At 69.8% G+C, this 13900-nt stretch carries 12 protein-coding genes; 7 read left to right on the top strand and 5 right to left on the bottom strand.

Features of this window, described 5'->3' with window-relative positions; all coding sequences use genetic code 11:
- Window positions 1–47: 47 nt before the first annotated feature.
- A complete protein-coding gene (locus ACWGKJ_RS28250) occupies window positions 48–683 on the bottom strand; it encodes a fasciclin domain-containing protein (RefSeq protein WP_385033742.1) in 636 nt (211 codons plus the stop codon).
- A gap of 286 nt (window positions 684–969) precedes the next feature.
- Here ACWGKJ_RS28250 and ACWGKJ_RS28245 point away from each other — a divergent pair, with 286 nt between their 5' ends.
- The 5 genes from ACWGKJ_RS28245 to ACWGKJ_RS28225 all read left to right on the top strand — a co-directional run bounded on the left by ACWGKJ_RS28245 (window position 970) and on the right by ACWGKJ_RS28225 (window position 6377).
- A complete protein-coding gene (locus ACWGKJ_RS28245) occupies window positions 970–2241 on the top strand; it encodes an NAD(P)/FAD-dependent oxidoreductase (RefSeq protein ID WP_385033739.1) in 1272 nt (423 codons plus the stop codon).
- A complete protein-coding gene (locus ACWGKJ_RS28240; RefSeq protein WP_385033736.1) occupies window positions 2238–2960 on the top strand; it encodes a DUF1365 domain-containing protein in 723 nt (240 codons plus the stop codon). The genes ACWGKJ_RS28245 and ACWGKJ_RS28240 overlap by 4 nt, the downstream gene beginning before the upstream one ends.
- Before the next feature lie 71 nt (window positions 2961–3031).
- On the top strand, window positions 3032–4270 hold the full coding sequence (locus tag ACWGKJ_RS28235) for a class I SAM-dependent methyltransferase (protein ID WP_385033733.1): 1239 nt from the start codon (window positions 3032–3034) through the stop codon (window positions 4268–4270).
- Entirely contained in the window at window positions 4267–5574 is a 1308-nt protein-coding gene (locus ACWGKJ_RS28230) for a class I SAM-dependent methyltransferase (RefSeq protein ID WP_385033730.1), read from the top strand. Before ACWGKJ_RS28235 ends, ACWGKJ_RS28230 begins: the two co-directional genes overlap by 4 nt.
- Window positions 5571–6377: a DUF1295 domain-containing protein gene (locus tag ACWGKJ_RS28225; RefSeq protein ID WP_385033727.1), complete on the top strand. Its 807-nt coding sequence runs from the start codon at window positions 5571–5573 to the stop codon at window positions 6375–6377. The genes ACWGKJ_RS28230 and ACWGKJ_RS28225 overlap by 4 nt, the downstream gene beginning before the upstream one ends.
- A 90-nt stretch (window positions 6378–6467) precedes the next feature.
- Here the strand turns inward: ACWGKJ_RS28225 and ACWGKJ_RS28220 are convergent, their stop codons facing one another.
- The 4 genes from ACWGKJ_RS28220 to ACWGKJ_RS28205 all read right to left on the bottom strand — a co-directional run bounded on the left by ACWGKJ_RS28220 (window position 6468) and on the right by ACWGKJ_RS28205 (window position 9895).
- The gene (locus ACWGKJ_RS28220) at window positions 6468–7220 is read right to left on the bottom strand and encodes an anti-sigma factor (RefSeq protein WP_385033724.1); all 753 of its coding nucleotides are present in this window, start codon (window positions 7218–7220) and stop codon (window positions 6468–6470) included.
- Window positions 7217–7801 carry a sigma-70 family RNA polymerase sigma factor gene (locus tag ACWGKJ_RS28215; protein ID WP_385033721.1) on the bottom strand — a complete coding sequence of 195 codons (585 nt, stop codon included), beginning with the start codon at window positions 7799–7801 and terminating at the stop codon, window positions 7217–7219. Before ACWGKJ_RS28215 ends, ACWGKJ_RS28220 begins: the two co-directional genes overlap by 4 nt.
- 258 nt (window positions 7802–8059) lie before the next feature.
- On the bottom strand, window positions 8060–8914 hold the full coding sequence (locus ACWGKJ_RS28210; RefSeq protein WP_453315852.1) for a siderophore-interacting protein: 855 nt from the start codon (window positions 8912–8914) through the stop codon (window positions 8060–8062).
- 75 nt (window positions 8915–8989) lie between these two features.
- On the bottom strand, window positions 8990–9895 hold the full coding sequence (locus ACWGKJ_RS28205) for a 5'-3' exonuclease (protein ID WP_385033918.1): 906 nt from the start codon (window positions 9893–9895) through the stop codon (window positions 8990–8992).
- A 222-nt stretch (window positions 9896–10117) separates the two neighbouring features.
- Here ACWGKJ_RS28205 and ACWGKJ_RS28200 point away from each other — a divergent pair, with 222 nt between their 5' ends.
- Entirely contained in the window at window positions 10118–11200 is a 1083-nt protein-coding gene (locus ACWGKJ_RS28200; protein WP_385033912.1) for a quaternary amine ABC transporter ATP-binding protein, read from the top strand.
- Window positions 11193–13823 carry an ABC transporter permease/substrate binding protein gene (locus ACWGKJ_RS28195; protein WP_453315851.1) on the top strand — a complete coding sequence of 877 codons (2631 nt, stop codon included), beginning with the start codon at window positions 11193–11195 and terminating at the stop codon, window positions 13821–13823. Before ACWGKJ_RS28200 ends, ACWGKJ_RS28195 begins: the two co-directional genes overlap by 8 nt.
- Window positions 13824–13900 lie beyond the last annotated feature (77 nt).

The raw sequence follows: 13900 nt of genomic DNA, 5'->3' as shown, positions 1-13900 counted from the left end.
TGTCACTACGACCGTGTCACTACGACGGGGTGACTACAGCGGTGCGATTACTTCGGCATCAGCACGGAGTCGACGATGTACACCGTGGCGTTGGCCGTCGGGACGTTGCCGCAGACCACGTTCGAGGCGTCGTTGACCTTGTACGAGACGCCGGAACCCGAGGTGGTGAGCTTGCTCTTCTCCAGCGTCGGGTAGCTGCCGTTCTCCAGCATCTTCGGCGTGAGCTTCTGGCCGACGACGTGGTACGTGAGGATCTTGGTGAGCATCGCCTTGTCGTTGAGGACCTTGTCCAGCTGGGCCTTCGGGATCTTGTTGAAGGCGTCGTTGGTCGGGGCGAACACGGTGATGTTCTTGGCGTTGTTCAGGGTGTCGACCAGGCCGGCCTTCTTCACCGCGGTCACCAGGGTGGACAGCGCCGGGTTGTTCGAAGCGGCGGTGGCGACCGGGTCCTTCGCCATGCCGTTGAAGCTGCCCGCACCGTTCTTCGGGACCGTGGCACAGCCGGGGCCGAACGGCTTGCTGGTGTCCATGGTGTCCGACTTGGTGGCCGCGGCCGAAGGCTTCTTGTCCGAGGCCTTCGAGTCGCCCTTCGAGTCGTTCGACGAGCAGGCGGAGAGCGCCAGCGGAAGAGCGACCGCGCCGACGACGGCGAGGGTGACACGGGGGAAGCGGGTGGTGCGCATGGGGTTCTCCTAGGGGAAGGGGATTCGCGGAACGTCTGTAAGGGATGGGGCACATGCGGAGTGAGGCGCCGCCGCACAGCGCGTCGCGCAGCGGGTGTTCCGTCCGGAACCCGGTGCGGCCGTACCTCTCCGAAGTGCACTCACGTCGGCTATTCGGGCCCAGGACGGCCGCGGATTGGTCCGGATCGGTCTGTCATCCGATCGTGTGATGGACCAATCCGAGTGGACTCCGGCTGCGAATGCCTGGTGAGCGGCGGTGCCCGCATGACTTACCGGAGGGAGCGGCATGGCGGACCAGAGGCGTCGGACGGCAGTGGTGGGGAGCGGGATCGCGGGGCTCACCGCCGCGCATGTCCTCCAGCGCGCGCATGAGGTCTCGCTGTACGAGGCGGACGACCGGCTCGGCGGCCATGCCCACACCCATGACATACCGTCCGCCGACGGCCGGGTGCACGCCGTCGACTCCGGGTTCATCGTCCACAACCGGCGCACCTACCCGCAGCTGCTGCGGCTCTTCGCCGAACTGGGCGTGGAGACACAGGAGTCGGAGATGAGCATGTCGGTGCGGTGCGAGGGGTGCGGTCTCGAATACGCCGGTGCGCGCGGCCTGTCCGGACTCCTCGCCCAGCCGGGCAACGCCTTCCGCGGCCGCTATCTGCGGATGCTCGCCGAGGTGCCCCGCTTCCACCGCCTCGCCCGGAAAATGCTGGCGGCAGGGCCGGGCGTGCAGGCGCTGACCCTGGGCGAGTTCCTCGGCCGCGGCGGCTTCTCGCCGTACTTCACCGCGCACTTCATGACTCCGCTGGTCTCGGCGGTGTGGTCCTGCGACCCGGTGACCGCCCTCGGCCACCCCGCCGGGCCGCTCTTCCGCTTCCTGGAACACCACGGTCTGCTCTCGGTGACCGGCTCCCCGACCTGGCGCACGGTGACCGGCGGTTCACGTACGTACGTCGAACGGGTCGGCAAACAGCTCACCGCGCTGCACACCTCGACCCCGGTCCGCGCTGTCCGGCGTACCTCCGGCGGTGTCGAGATCACCACGGACGACGGCGCGAGCGAGCGGTACGACTCGGTGGTCATCGCCGTCCACCCCGACCAGGCGCTCGCCCTGCTGGCCGACCCGACCGAGCAGGAGAGCAGCGTCCTCGGCGCCTTCCGCTACACCCGCAACCCCACCGTGCTGCACACGGACACCACGATCCTGCCGCGCAGCCCGCGCGCCCGCGCCTCCTGGAACTACCTGATGCCGGGGTGCGCCGCCGGGGCCGGCAGCGTCCGGGTCAGCTATGACATGAACCGCCTCCAGCGCCTCGACGCGCCGGAGACCTACGTCGTCACCCTGAACGGCGCGGACCGGATCGACGACGACCGGGTGCTCGACCGCATGGTGTACGAACACCCGGTGTTCAGCGTGGAGTCGATGGCGGCCCAGCGCCGGCTGCCCGGTCTCAGCGGCCCGGTCACCGCCTACGCGGGCGCCTACCACGGCTCGGGTTTCCACGAGGACGGCTGCCGTTCGGGGGTCGCGGCGGCCCAGGCGCTGGGGGTGACCTGGTGAACGCCGTCTACCCGTGCACGATCACGCATGTGCGGACCGCACCGAAGCGGCACACCCTGCACCACCACACGTATATGTGGCTGATCGACCCCGACAGTCCGCCCCGGCTGCCGCGCGCGCTGCGCCCGCTCGCCCGGTTCGACGGCCGCGACCACTTCGGCGGGGAGAGCACGACCGTCCGCGAGGGCCTGGAGAGGTTCCTGACCGCCCGGGGTATCGACCTGGGCGCCGGCACCGTACAGATGCTCACCCACGCCCGGGTGTTCGGCCATGTCTTCAACCCGCTGACCGTCTACTGGTGCCGCGACGCGCAGGGGAGCCCGCTGTGTGCCGTCGCCGAGGTGCACAACACCTACGGCGAGCGGCACTGCTATCTGCTGCGCCCCGACCCGGCGGGCCGGGACGTGGTGCGGAAGGAGTTCTACGTATCGCCGTTCTTCCCCGTGGACGGCGACTACCGGATGCGGCTGCCCGAACCGGGCGAGCGGCTGAATCTTGCGGTGCATCTGGAGCGCGGCGGCGCGCGTCCGTTCACCGCGACCGTACGGGGGGAGCGCCGGGCCGCCACCCCGGCCGTCCTGCTGCGGTCGGCGCTGCGCCATCCGTGGTCGACCATGGCCGTCTCCCTCGGGATCCGGGTACATGGGATCTGGCTGTATCTGCGCGGGCTGCCCGTCCAGCCCCGTCCCCGCCATCTGCCCCAGGAGGGCGTCAAGTGAGTGTGTCGTCCGTGTCCCCGGCGTCTCCCGGATCCGCAGGATCCCCCGGGCCCGCCACCCCCTCAACAGCTTTGCCCCGTACCGGGGTCGACGCCGAGCGCTGGCCGGACGTGGCCCGGCTGCCGGACGCGTCCTGGCTGCGTACCGCCATCGCGGAGCGCATCGTCCGCCGGGCGCTCGCCGGACTTCCGCTACGGGTCCGGCTCGCCGGCACCGAGACGCTCGGGGTCGGGGGGCCGCTGCTCGATGTGCGCGACCCGGGGGCGTTCTTCCGCCGGATCGGCGCGGGCGGCCTGATCGGCTTCGGTGAGTCCTGGATGGCGGGCGAATGGGAGGCCCCCGACCTGGTCGCCGTCCTGACCGTGCTGGCCGAGCGCGCCGCGAGCCTGATCCCCGCGCCGCTGCAGCGGCTGCGGGCGTTGTGGGCCGGCAAGCAGCCGACGGCCCAGCGCAACACGCCCGAGGGCTCACGCGAGAACATCAGCCACCACTACGACCTCTCCAACGATCTGTTCGCGCTCTTCCTGGACGAGACGCTCTCGTACTCGTCGGCGCTCTTCCGCGGCTTCCCCGCCGACCGGTCGCTGCTGGCCGCGGCCCAGCACCGCAAGATCGACCGGCTGCTCGACGAGGCCGGCGTCGGCCCCGGCACCCGGCTCCTCGAAATCGGCACCGGCTGGGGCGAACTGGCCGTCCGGGCCGCGGCGCGCGGCGCCCGGGTGCGCACGGTGACGCTCTCCAGGGAACAGCGTGAGCTGGCCGTCGAGCGCATCCGTGCCGCGGGGTACCAGGACAGCGTCTCGGTGGAGATCCTCGACTACCGCCGGGTGGAGGGCCGTTACGACGCCATCGTGAGCGTCGAGATGATCGAGGCGGTCGGCGCGGAGTTCTGGCCCGAGTACTTCACGACCCTCGACCGGCTCCTGGAGCCCGGCGGGAGGATCGCGCTCCAGGCGATCACCATGCCGCACGAGCGGATGCTGGCCAGCAAGGACACCTTCACCTGGATCCAGAAGTACATCTTCCCCGGCGGGCTGCTGCCCTCGACCGAGGCGATCGAGCAGATCACCACCGAGCACACGGCGCTGCGGGTCCGGCGGCGCGAGGAGTTCGGACCGCACTACGCCGAGACCCTCAGGCTCTGGCGCGAACGCTTCGAGGAGCGGGCCGACCAGGTCGCCGCACTCGGCTTCGACCGGACCTTCCGGCGGCTATGGACCTTCTATCTGGCCTACTCCGAGGCGGGATTCCGCTCCGGCTACCTCGATGTGCAGCAACTGCTGCTCTCCAAGGAGGAGACCCACCGATGACGCGCCCTCAGCCCCGTACGGGCGCCGCCCCACAGCTGTTCCCGCTGGTCGAACAGTTCATCGGCGGCCGTCTTCCGCTGCGCCTGCGGGCCTGGGACGGCTCCGTCGCAGGCCCGGAAGGCGCGCCCGTCGTGGTCCTGCGCTCACGCCGCGCCCTGCGCAGACTGCTCTGGCAGCCCGACGAACTCGGCCTGGCCCAGGCGTACATCACCGGCGAACTGGACGTGGAGGGCGACCTCGCGGAAGGACTGCGTACGGTGTGGAGCGCCGTCCGGGGCCGGGCCCTGCGCCCGCCGCGGCTCACCGTCGCCGACCGGGCCCGCGCGGCGCGCACCGCGCTGCGCCTCGGCGCGGTCGGCCCCCGCCCCGCTCCGCCGGCCTCCCAGGCCAGGCTGCGCGGCGCCCTGCACAGCAGGGCCAGGGATCGGGCCGCGATCAGCCACCACTACGACCTCTCCAACGACTTCTACGCCCTGCTGCTCGACGAGACCATGGCGTACTCCTGCGGCTACTGGACCAGCGACAAGCCGGAGTACGGGGTGGCCGACGCCCAGCGCGACAAGCTGGAACTGATCTGCCGCAAGCTCGCACTGACCCCCGGCGCCCGGCTGCTCGACATCGGCTGCGGCTGGGGATCGCTCACCCTGTACGCGGCCCAGGAGTACAAGGCGAAGGTCACTGCGGTCACCCTCGCGGCCGAGCAGGCGGATTACGTGCGGCGCCAGGTGGTGGAGCGCGGACTGACCGGTCTGGTGGAGGTCCGGCTCTCGGACTACCGCGACCTCACGGGCGGCGACTACGACGCGGTCTCCACCATCGAGATGGGCGAGCACGTCGGCGACGCGCAGTACCCCGGCTTCACCGCCCTGCTGCACGGGATGGTCCGCCCGGCCGGGCGGGTACTGGTCCAGCAGATGTCCCGTGGCGCCGTCGCCCCGGGCGGCGGGGCCTTCATCGAGGCGTACATCGCACCCGACATGCATATGCGTCCCCTGGGCGAGACGGTCTCGCTCCTGGAGGGCGCGGGTCTTGAGGTGCGGGCCGTGGAGTCACTGCGGGAGCACTACGGCTGGACGGTCGCCGCCTGGGAGCGGACCCTTGAGGAACGGTGGGAGGAGTTCTGCGCGCTGGCCGGTGAGGAGACCGCACGGGTCTGGCGGCTCTATCTGGCGGGCGGGCGGCTCGCGTTCGAGGAGCGGCGGATGGGCGTGGACCAGATCCTGGCCGTAAGGCCCGACGACACGGGAGACAGCGCGATGCCCGCCACCCCGCACGACTGGTACGCCGCGGACGCCGTCAGGTGAGCGGCTACCCATGGGGCGCGTTCGGACAGGGCGTCGGTGCGGCGGCCGTCGCGGCGCTCGCCGTCATGCTCCTCACCTTCGCCGTCGCCGTCGCCAGGGGGCTGCACCGGATCGTCGACATCGCCTGGGGGCCGGCGTTCGGCGTGGTCGCGCTCGTCTCGTACGCCGTCGCGGCGGGGGAGGGGGGCGACGGGGTGCGGCGGCTCGTGATCACCGCGCTGACCGTCGTCTGGGGGCTGCGGCTCGGCATCCACATCGCGCTGCGCGGGCGTGGCCACGGCGAGGACGCCCGCTACGAGTCGATGCTCGCCAAGGCGCCGGGCAACCGGAATCTGTATGCGCTGCGCATGGTCTATCTGCTGCAGGGCGTGCTGGTGGTGCTCATCTCGCTGCCCGTCCAGGCGGCGCAGTATCTGCCCGGGACGATGGGGCCCGCCGGGTACGTGGGCTGTGCGGTCTGGCTGGTCGGTCTGGTCTTCGAGGCGGTGGGGGACCGGCAGCTGGCGCGTTTCAAGGCGGACCCGGCCCACCGGGGGCAGATCATGGACCGCGGCCTCTGGTCCTGGACCAGGCACCCGAACTACTTCGGTGACTTCTGCGTCTGGTGGGGGCTCTTCCTGCTCGTCTGCGACGATCCGGTCGTCGCCGCTGCCACCGTCGTCAGCCCGCTGGTGATGAGCTTCCTGCTGATCGGCGGGAGCGGGAAGCGGCTGCTGGAGCGGCATATGGCCGACCGGCCGGGCTTCGCCGATTACGCCCGGCGGACCAGTGGGTTCTTCCCGCTGCCACCGAAGCGGAGCTGACCCGGGCCACCCGGAGCGGCGGAGCGCGAAACGTGGAAGGGGGCCCGGATGTCCGGGCCCCCTCTCACGTACGCTCCGCCGCCGCCCGCGTCAGGTCGCGAAGCGCATCAGGGCGAGCGGACCGCTCGTCGGCGCCTTGGACCCGCCGGCCGGCTCGACCGTGATCCCCATGGCGGCCGCACCGTTCACCGAGCCCTCCATGAGCACGCTCTCCGACGAGGATGAAGGATTCAGCAGACCCGCGGGGCGCATCGTCCCATTGTCGTCGTACCAGAGCTCGTAGACCTTGCCTCTCGGCGGTTTCGCCAGTCCGGAGGCGAGGAAGGCCGCCTTGTCCCTGGTGTGCGAGACGACCACCGTGCCGGTCGCCCCGCCCTTCAGCCTGCCCGTCGTGACCTTGGCGTCCGGCGCGGCGAGCACCGAGGCCAGCGCACGTGCGTGCTGCTGCGCCTGGGCGGCGGAGTTCCGGGCGTCCCCCGCCTCCTGGTGCTGCCACACCGCGACCCCGCCGAGTCCGACGGCCGCGGCCAGACAGGCCGCCAGCGCGAAGCGGGAGAGGGCGCGGCCTCCGCGTACGGTGCCACCGCCGCGGTGCTGCTGCGGCAGCAGCGGTGCCTCCTGGCGCTCGGTGGCGATCCGCCGCAGGACCTCCTGCTTGAGGGCGGGGGGCGGGGTCACGGCGACAGCGAGCGCCAGCCGCCCCGCGGTCGCCACCAGCTCACGGACCTCCTGGGCACAGGCGGGGCACGCCTGGAGGTGCTGTTCGAACTCGGCGCGCTCGTCCGGCTCCAGGGCGTGCAGTGCGTAGGCGCCGGTCAGTGTGTGCAGATCCGCTGTCATCATGCGCTGACCCCCAGGCAGTCGCGCATCCGGATGAGTCCGTCGCGCAGTCGAGTCTTGATGGTGCCGAGCGGTACGGAGAGCAGCTCGGCCACTTCCCGGTAGGCGAGGCCCCGGTAGTACGCGAGCGTCACCGACTCGCGTTGCACCTCTGTCAGAGAACCCAGACAGCGGCGCACCTGTTCGCGTTCGAGCCGGGACTCGACCTGCTCGACGACCTCGTCGAAGGCCGGTGTCCGGTCGAGCAGGGCGGCCCGCTGCTCACGGTCGGATGCGGCCTGGGCCGAGCGGACCCGGTCCACCGCCCGGCGGTGGGCGAGCATCAGGACCCAGTTCATCGCCGATCCGCGGTCGGGCTGGAAGCGTGCCGCACTGCGCCACACCTCAAGGAGCACCTCCTGGGCCACCTCCTCCGACTGTGCGGGATCGCGCAGCACCGCGCGCACCAGTCCGAGAACGGGGCCGCACACGGAGTCGTACAGACGCGAGAAGGCGTCTTGGTCGCCGCGGGCGACCAGGGCGAGCAATTGCTGCAGATCAGGTCCCGCCGAGGCGGCTCCGCTGATGTGTACGGCTTCTTTCACGCGGCGTTCCTTCGCAGGGCGGGCAGGGAATGTACGGCTTCTCGCTGGACATTCGGAGCGGGTGCGGCGGTGGATTGGTCGGACGTGGGCATGGTTCCACGGGTTCTCGCCCCGCTCCTGCCGCCGCCCGCGGCCTCAGCTGCCGGGCCGCGCAGCGGGAAGCCCCCGGCGGCGAGCGGGTGCTCGCTGCCGGGGGCTTCCCGGGCGTTACGGAGAGGCATTACGGCAGGCGCTAAGCGCAAGCCGTACCGGAGGAGGTCAGCCCGCCTGCGGCTGTGCCTGCTCCTGTTCGGCCTCCACCTGGGCGTTCCACTCGCGCTTCACCGCGCGCCAGGACTCGTCGTCCTGTCCCAGCCGCCAGTAGCCCGAGATGGACAGCTGCTCGCGGGGGATGCCCCGGTCCAGCCGCAGATGGCGCCGCAGCTCCTTCACGCAGCCCGCCTCGCCGTGCACGAAGGCGCTGACCTCGCCCGCCGGGAAGTCGAGTGCCTGCACCGCCTCGGTCAGCGCCTCGCCCGCCGGGCGTGCGCCGCGGTGCAGCCACTGCACCGCGACGCCGTCCGGCGCCTCGATCTTCTGCTCCTCGTCCGGTCCCGAGACCTCGACGAAGGCGTGGACCACGGCGCCCGCGGGCATCGCCTCGACCGCGGCCGCGATCGCGGGCAGCGCGCTCTCGTCGCCCGCCAGCAGGTGCCAGCCGGCCGCCGGGTCCGGTGCGTACCCGCCGCCGGGGCCGAGGAAGCGCATGGTGTCGCCGGGGCGGGCGCCCGCCGCCCACGGGCCGGCCAGACCTTCGGTGCCGTGCACGACGAAGTCGACGGCCAGCTCACGCAGCGCCGGATCCCAGGACCGCACCGTGTACGTCCGGGTGACCGGCCACTGTTCGCGCGGAAACTCCTCGCGGATCCGGGCCATGTCGAACGGCTCCGGATAGCTCACGCCATCGGGTGCGAAGAGGACCTTGATGTAGTGGTCGGTGAACTCCGATGCGTCGAACGCGTCCAGCCCCTCACCGCCGAGGACAAGACGGACCATGTGCGGGGTGATCCGCTCGGTACGGATCACCTGTGCCTCGTGGGCCTGCGGTGCTTTACGGGCCGGTGCTTCCGCCACGGACGGCTCCCCTGAACGATATGGCTCGGTCGATATGGCTCGGTCAATATGGTTAGGCTCGCCTAAGTTAGCATCTCAGCCCTGAAGAGTGGAGAGCAGCCGCTGGAGCGATCCGCCCAGCCCCCAGAGGGCGCTCTGCTGCTCCAGGGTCGCCGGGTCGCGCGGCTCGGCGGGGAGGGCCGGGTCGAACGACGGCAGCGGCACATCCGACGCGACCCGCACCACCTTCGGCGCCACCGCCACATAGGCGCGCGCCTCGTCCAGCTTCCTGCGCTGCGACGGGGTGAGCCCGGATGCCGGGTCGTCGACCGCGGCCATGATCCCGGCCAGATCACCGAACGCGTCCAGCAGCTTCGCCGCGGTCTTCTCGCCGATCCCCGGGACCCCGGGCAGACCGTCGCTCGGGTCCCCCCGCAGCAGTGCCAGGTCCACATATCCCTGGCCGGTCACCCCGTACTTCTCGCGCAGCAGCGCCTCATCGGTGAGCTGGAGGTTCCCCACGCCCTTCAGCGGATACAGCACCCGCACGCCCCGCGCGTCGTCCACCAGCTGATAGAGGTCGCGGTCCCCGGTGACGATGTCGACCGGCCCGGTGGCCCGTCCGGTGAGCGTCCCGATCACGTCGTCCGCCTCGTACCCCTCGACGCCGACCCGGGCGATGCCCAGGGCGTCGAGCACCTGCTCGATCATCGGCACCTGCGGGGCCAGTGTGTCGGGGGTCTCCTCCTCGTCGGGCCCCTGCTCCGTCTCCACCGCCACCCGGTGCGCCTTGTACGAGGGGATCAGATCGACCCGCCACTGGGGGCGCCAGTCGGCGTCCATACAGGCGACCAGGGAGTCCGGGCGGTGGTCCTGCACCAGCCTGGCGATGAAGTCGAGCAGTCCGCGCACCGCGTTGACCGGGGTGCCGTCCGGAGCCCGTACCGTGTCGGGGACCCCGAAATAGGCCCGGTAGTAGAGGGAAGCGGTGTCGAGGAGCATCAGGCGTCGCGTCACACACCGATCATGCCGTACGCCACTGACAGCCGAACAAAGTGACCTGGGTCACTCTTCTGTTTGGGTTCTGTAAACGCGGGCAGGCGCCGCCACGGAGCGGAACCAGTAGCAGATTCAAGTATTGCGAGGGTGAAGCGGACCGATCCCGCGCCGCTCCACGACCCGTCGACACGGGGGTGACGGGTCGTTTTCGTTTCAACGCGTGAGGTGTATGTGTCCAGGCTGCAAGCCGACCGCTTGTACAAAGTGTTCGGCAGACGACCCGATGAAGCCGTGCAGAAACTCGAGAACGGCACCGGCCGCGATGAGCTGCGCGGTGAGGGGACGACTGCTGCGGTCATCGACGCATCCTTCACCGTCGAGCCGGGCAACATCTTCGTGGTCATGGGTCTCTCGGGATCCGGCAAGTCCACGCTGCTGCGCATGCTCAACGGGCTCCTCGACCCGACGTCGGGCCGGGTGCTCTTCGACGGGCAGGATCTGACCGCTCTCAGCGACACCGAGCTCCGCGAGGTCCGCTCGAAGAAGATCAGCATGGTCTTCCAGCACTTCGCGCTCTTCCCCCACCGCAGCGTCCTGGAGAACGCGGCCTACGGCCTGGAGGTCCAGGGCGTGCCCCGCGCGGAGCGCGAGAAGCGGGCGGCCGAGGCCCTGGAGCTGACGGGTCTCAAGGGCTGGGAGAAGTCCTGGCCCGACGAGCTGTCCGGCGGTATGCAGCAGCGGGTGGGCCTGGCCCGCGCGCTCGCCACCGACGCGGACCTGCTGCTGATGGACGAGTCCTTCAGCGCGCTCGACCCGCTGATCCGCCGCGACATGCAGGACCAACTGCTGGAACTGCAGAAGCGTCTGAAGAAGACCATCGTCTTCATCACCCACGACCTCAACGAGGCCATGCGCCTCGGCGACAGCATCGCGGTCATGCGCGACGGTGAGATAGTCCAGCTCGGCACCGCCGAGGACATCCTCATCACGCCGGCCAACGACTACGTCGCCTCCTTCACCAAGGACGTGGACCGTACCCGCGTCCTCACCGCTGCGGCGCTGATGACCGACGTCCACCGCCCCGACGCGGGCGACTGCGGCTGCGAGACCGTCACCCCCGACACCACCTTCGCCGACCTGTGCGGCGTGAGCGCGCGTGTCCCGCACCCCGTGGCCGTGAAGAACGCCCAGGGCAAGGTGGTCGGTGTCGTCCCGCAGTCCCGGCTCATAGGATTCCTCGGCGAGTACGCCGAGGCCCCGCTGGCCTGCGACGCTGCGCCCAAGAACAAGGCGGTCGCCAGTGCCTAGGTTCCATTTCGGCGACTGGGTCGAAGACATAGTCAAGTGGTTGCAGAACCACGTCGGCTGGCTCTTCGACGCGATCAACAGCGTTCTCACGCACATGTACAACGGTGTCGACGCCGTCCTCGGCGGCGGTGAGCCGCTGCTGATGGCGGGCATCTTCGCTGTCCTCGCCTTCTGGCTGCGCGGACTCGTACCGGCGGTACTGACCTTCGTCGGCTTCGCCCTGATCGACTCCCTCGCCCTCTGGGACGAGGGAATGGACACGCTGTCGCTGGTGATCGTCGCCGCCGCCATCACCATCGTGATCGCGGTGCCGCTGGGCATCTGGGCGGCGCGCAGCGCCAAGGTCGGCGCCGCGGTGCGCCCGGTGCTCGACGTCATGCAGACGATGCCCGCCTTCGTCTACCTGATCCCGGGCGTCATGTTCTTCGGCGTCGGGGTGACCCCCGGTGTGATCGCCACGATCGTCTTCGCGATGCCCCCGGGCGTCCGTATGACCGAGCTCGGCATCCGGCAGGTGGACAGCGAACTGGTCGAGGCCGCGGAGGCGTTCGGCACCTCGCCGCGCAACATCCTGCGCCGGGTGCAGCTGCCCCTGGCACTGCCGACGATCATGGCCGGTGTCAACCAGGTCATCATGCTCGCGCTCTCCATGGTCGTCATCGGCGGTATGGCCGGTGCGGGTGGCCTCGGTGAGAAGGTCTACGCGGCCATCACCCAGCTCCAGGTCGGTCTCGCCGCCGAGAGCGGTGTGGCCGTGGTCATCCTCGCCATCTATCTGGACCGGATGACCGGCGCCCTCAACCAGCGGGTCTCCCCGCTCGGCCGCCGCGCCGCCGCGAAGGCGGCAGCCCTGGCCCAGAAGTGGAGCTTCACGCACTACCGTCCGGGCACCACCGTCGCCGTGATCGGCGTCGTGATCCTCGGGCTCGTCGCGGGCGGTATGAACCTCGGCTCGGCCTCCGACAGCAGCGGCTCGTCGCAGGCGGGCTCGGACGTCGGCCACGGCAAGCAGATCAACATGGGGTACATCCCCTGGGACGAGGGCATCGCCTCCACGTACCTGTGGAAGGAGCTCCTGGAGGAGCGCGGCTACAAGCCGGACGTCAAGCAGCTCGACGCCGGCCCCCTCTACTCCGGTGTGGCCCGCGGTGACATCGACTTCCAGACCGACTCCTGGCTGCCGACGACCCACAAGGACTACTGGGACAAGTACAAGTCCCAGCTTGAGGACATGGGCACGTGGTACGGCCCGACGTCGCTCGAACTGACCGTGCCTTCGTATGTCAAGGGTGTGAAGTCCCTGGCGGATCTGAAGGGCAAGGGCAAGGAGTTCAACGGGAAGATCATCGGTATTGAGTCGAGTGCCGGTGAGATGGGTCTGCTGAACAAGAAGGTCCTGAAGGCTTACGGGCTGCAGGGTGAGTACAAGGTGGTGTCGTCGAGTACGTCGTCGATGCTGGCTCAGCTGAACCGCTCCATTCAGAAGAAGGAGCCGGTCGTGGTGGTGCTGTGGTCGCCGCACTGGGCGTACGGCAAGTACGACCTGACGAAGCTCAAGGACCCGAAGGGTGCCTGGGGCAAGAGCGACTCGATCCACACCGTCGCGCACAAGGGCTTCGACAAGAAGGACCCGACGGTCGCGAAGTGGCTCAAGGACTTCAAGCTCTCCGAGGACCAGCTGACCAGCCTGGAGAACTCCGTCCAGGGCGCCGGTGAGGGCCATGAGCAGGACGGTGTGCGCGCCTGGCTGAAGAAGAACCCGGGCATCGCCGCGAAGCTCGCGCCGGTCCCGAAGGGCGCCGGCGCCCCGCAGAAGGGCAAGGACGCGGGCAAGAGCGTCAACCTGGGCTTCTTCCCGTGGGACGAGGCCATCGCCTCGACGTACCTCTGGCAGAACATCCTGGAGGACCGCGGCTACAAGCCCAACGTCAAGCAGCTCGACCCGGGGCCGCTGTACACCGCGCTCGCCCAGGGCCAGGAGGATGTGCAGTTCGACTCCTGGCTGCCGACGACGCACAAGCAGTACTGGGACAGATACAAGAACCAGCTCACCGATGTGGGCTCCTGGTACGGCCCGACGTCGCTCGAACTCTCCGTGCCTTCGTATGTCAAGGGTGTGAAGTCCCTGGCGGATCTGAAGGGCAAGGGCAAGGAGTTCAACGGGAAGATCATCGGTATTGAGTCGAGTGCCGGTGAGATGGGTCTGCTGAACAAGAAGGTCCTGAAGGCTTACGGGCTGCAGGGTGAGTACAAGGTGGTGTCGTCGAGTACGTCGTCGATGCTGGCTCAGCTGAACCGCTCCATTCAGAAGAAGGAGCCGGTCGTGGTGGTGCTGTGGTCGCCGCACTGGGCGTACGGCAAGTACGACCTGACGAAGCTCAAGGACCCGAAGGGTGCCTGGGGCAAGAGCGACTCGATCCACACCGTCGCCCGCAAGGACTTCGGCAAGGACCTGCCCGAGCTGAACGGCTGGCTGAAGAAGTTCAAGCTCAGCGAGGACAAGCTCAACTCCCTGGAGGTCGCCATCCAGGACGGCGGCGCGGGCAAGGAGAAGCAGTCGGCCCGCAAGTGGCTCGACGCCAATCCGGGCCTGGAGGACAAGCTGGCGCCTGTCGGCAGCTGATCCGGCCCTCCCGGGGGTGATATTCCGGGAAGTCTCACCCGCGAGGGGTGGGCGACGCCACCGGCGTCGCCCACCCC

The sequence above is a fragment of the Streptomyces sp. NPDC054757 genome, from assembly GCF_053612185.1.
Note: the sequence above shows the minus strand (reverse complement) of the source record. Positions and strands in the feature narration are given on the sequence as shown.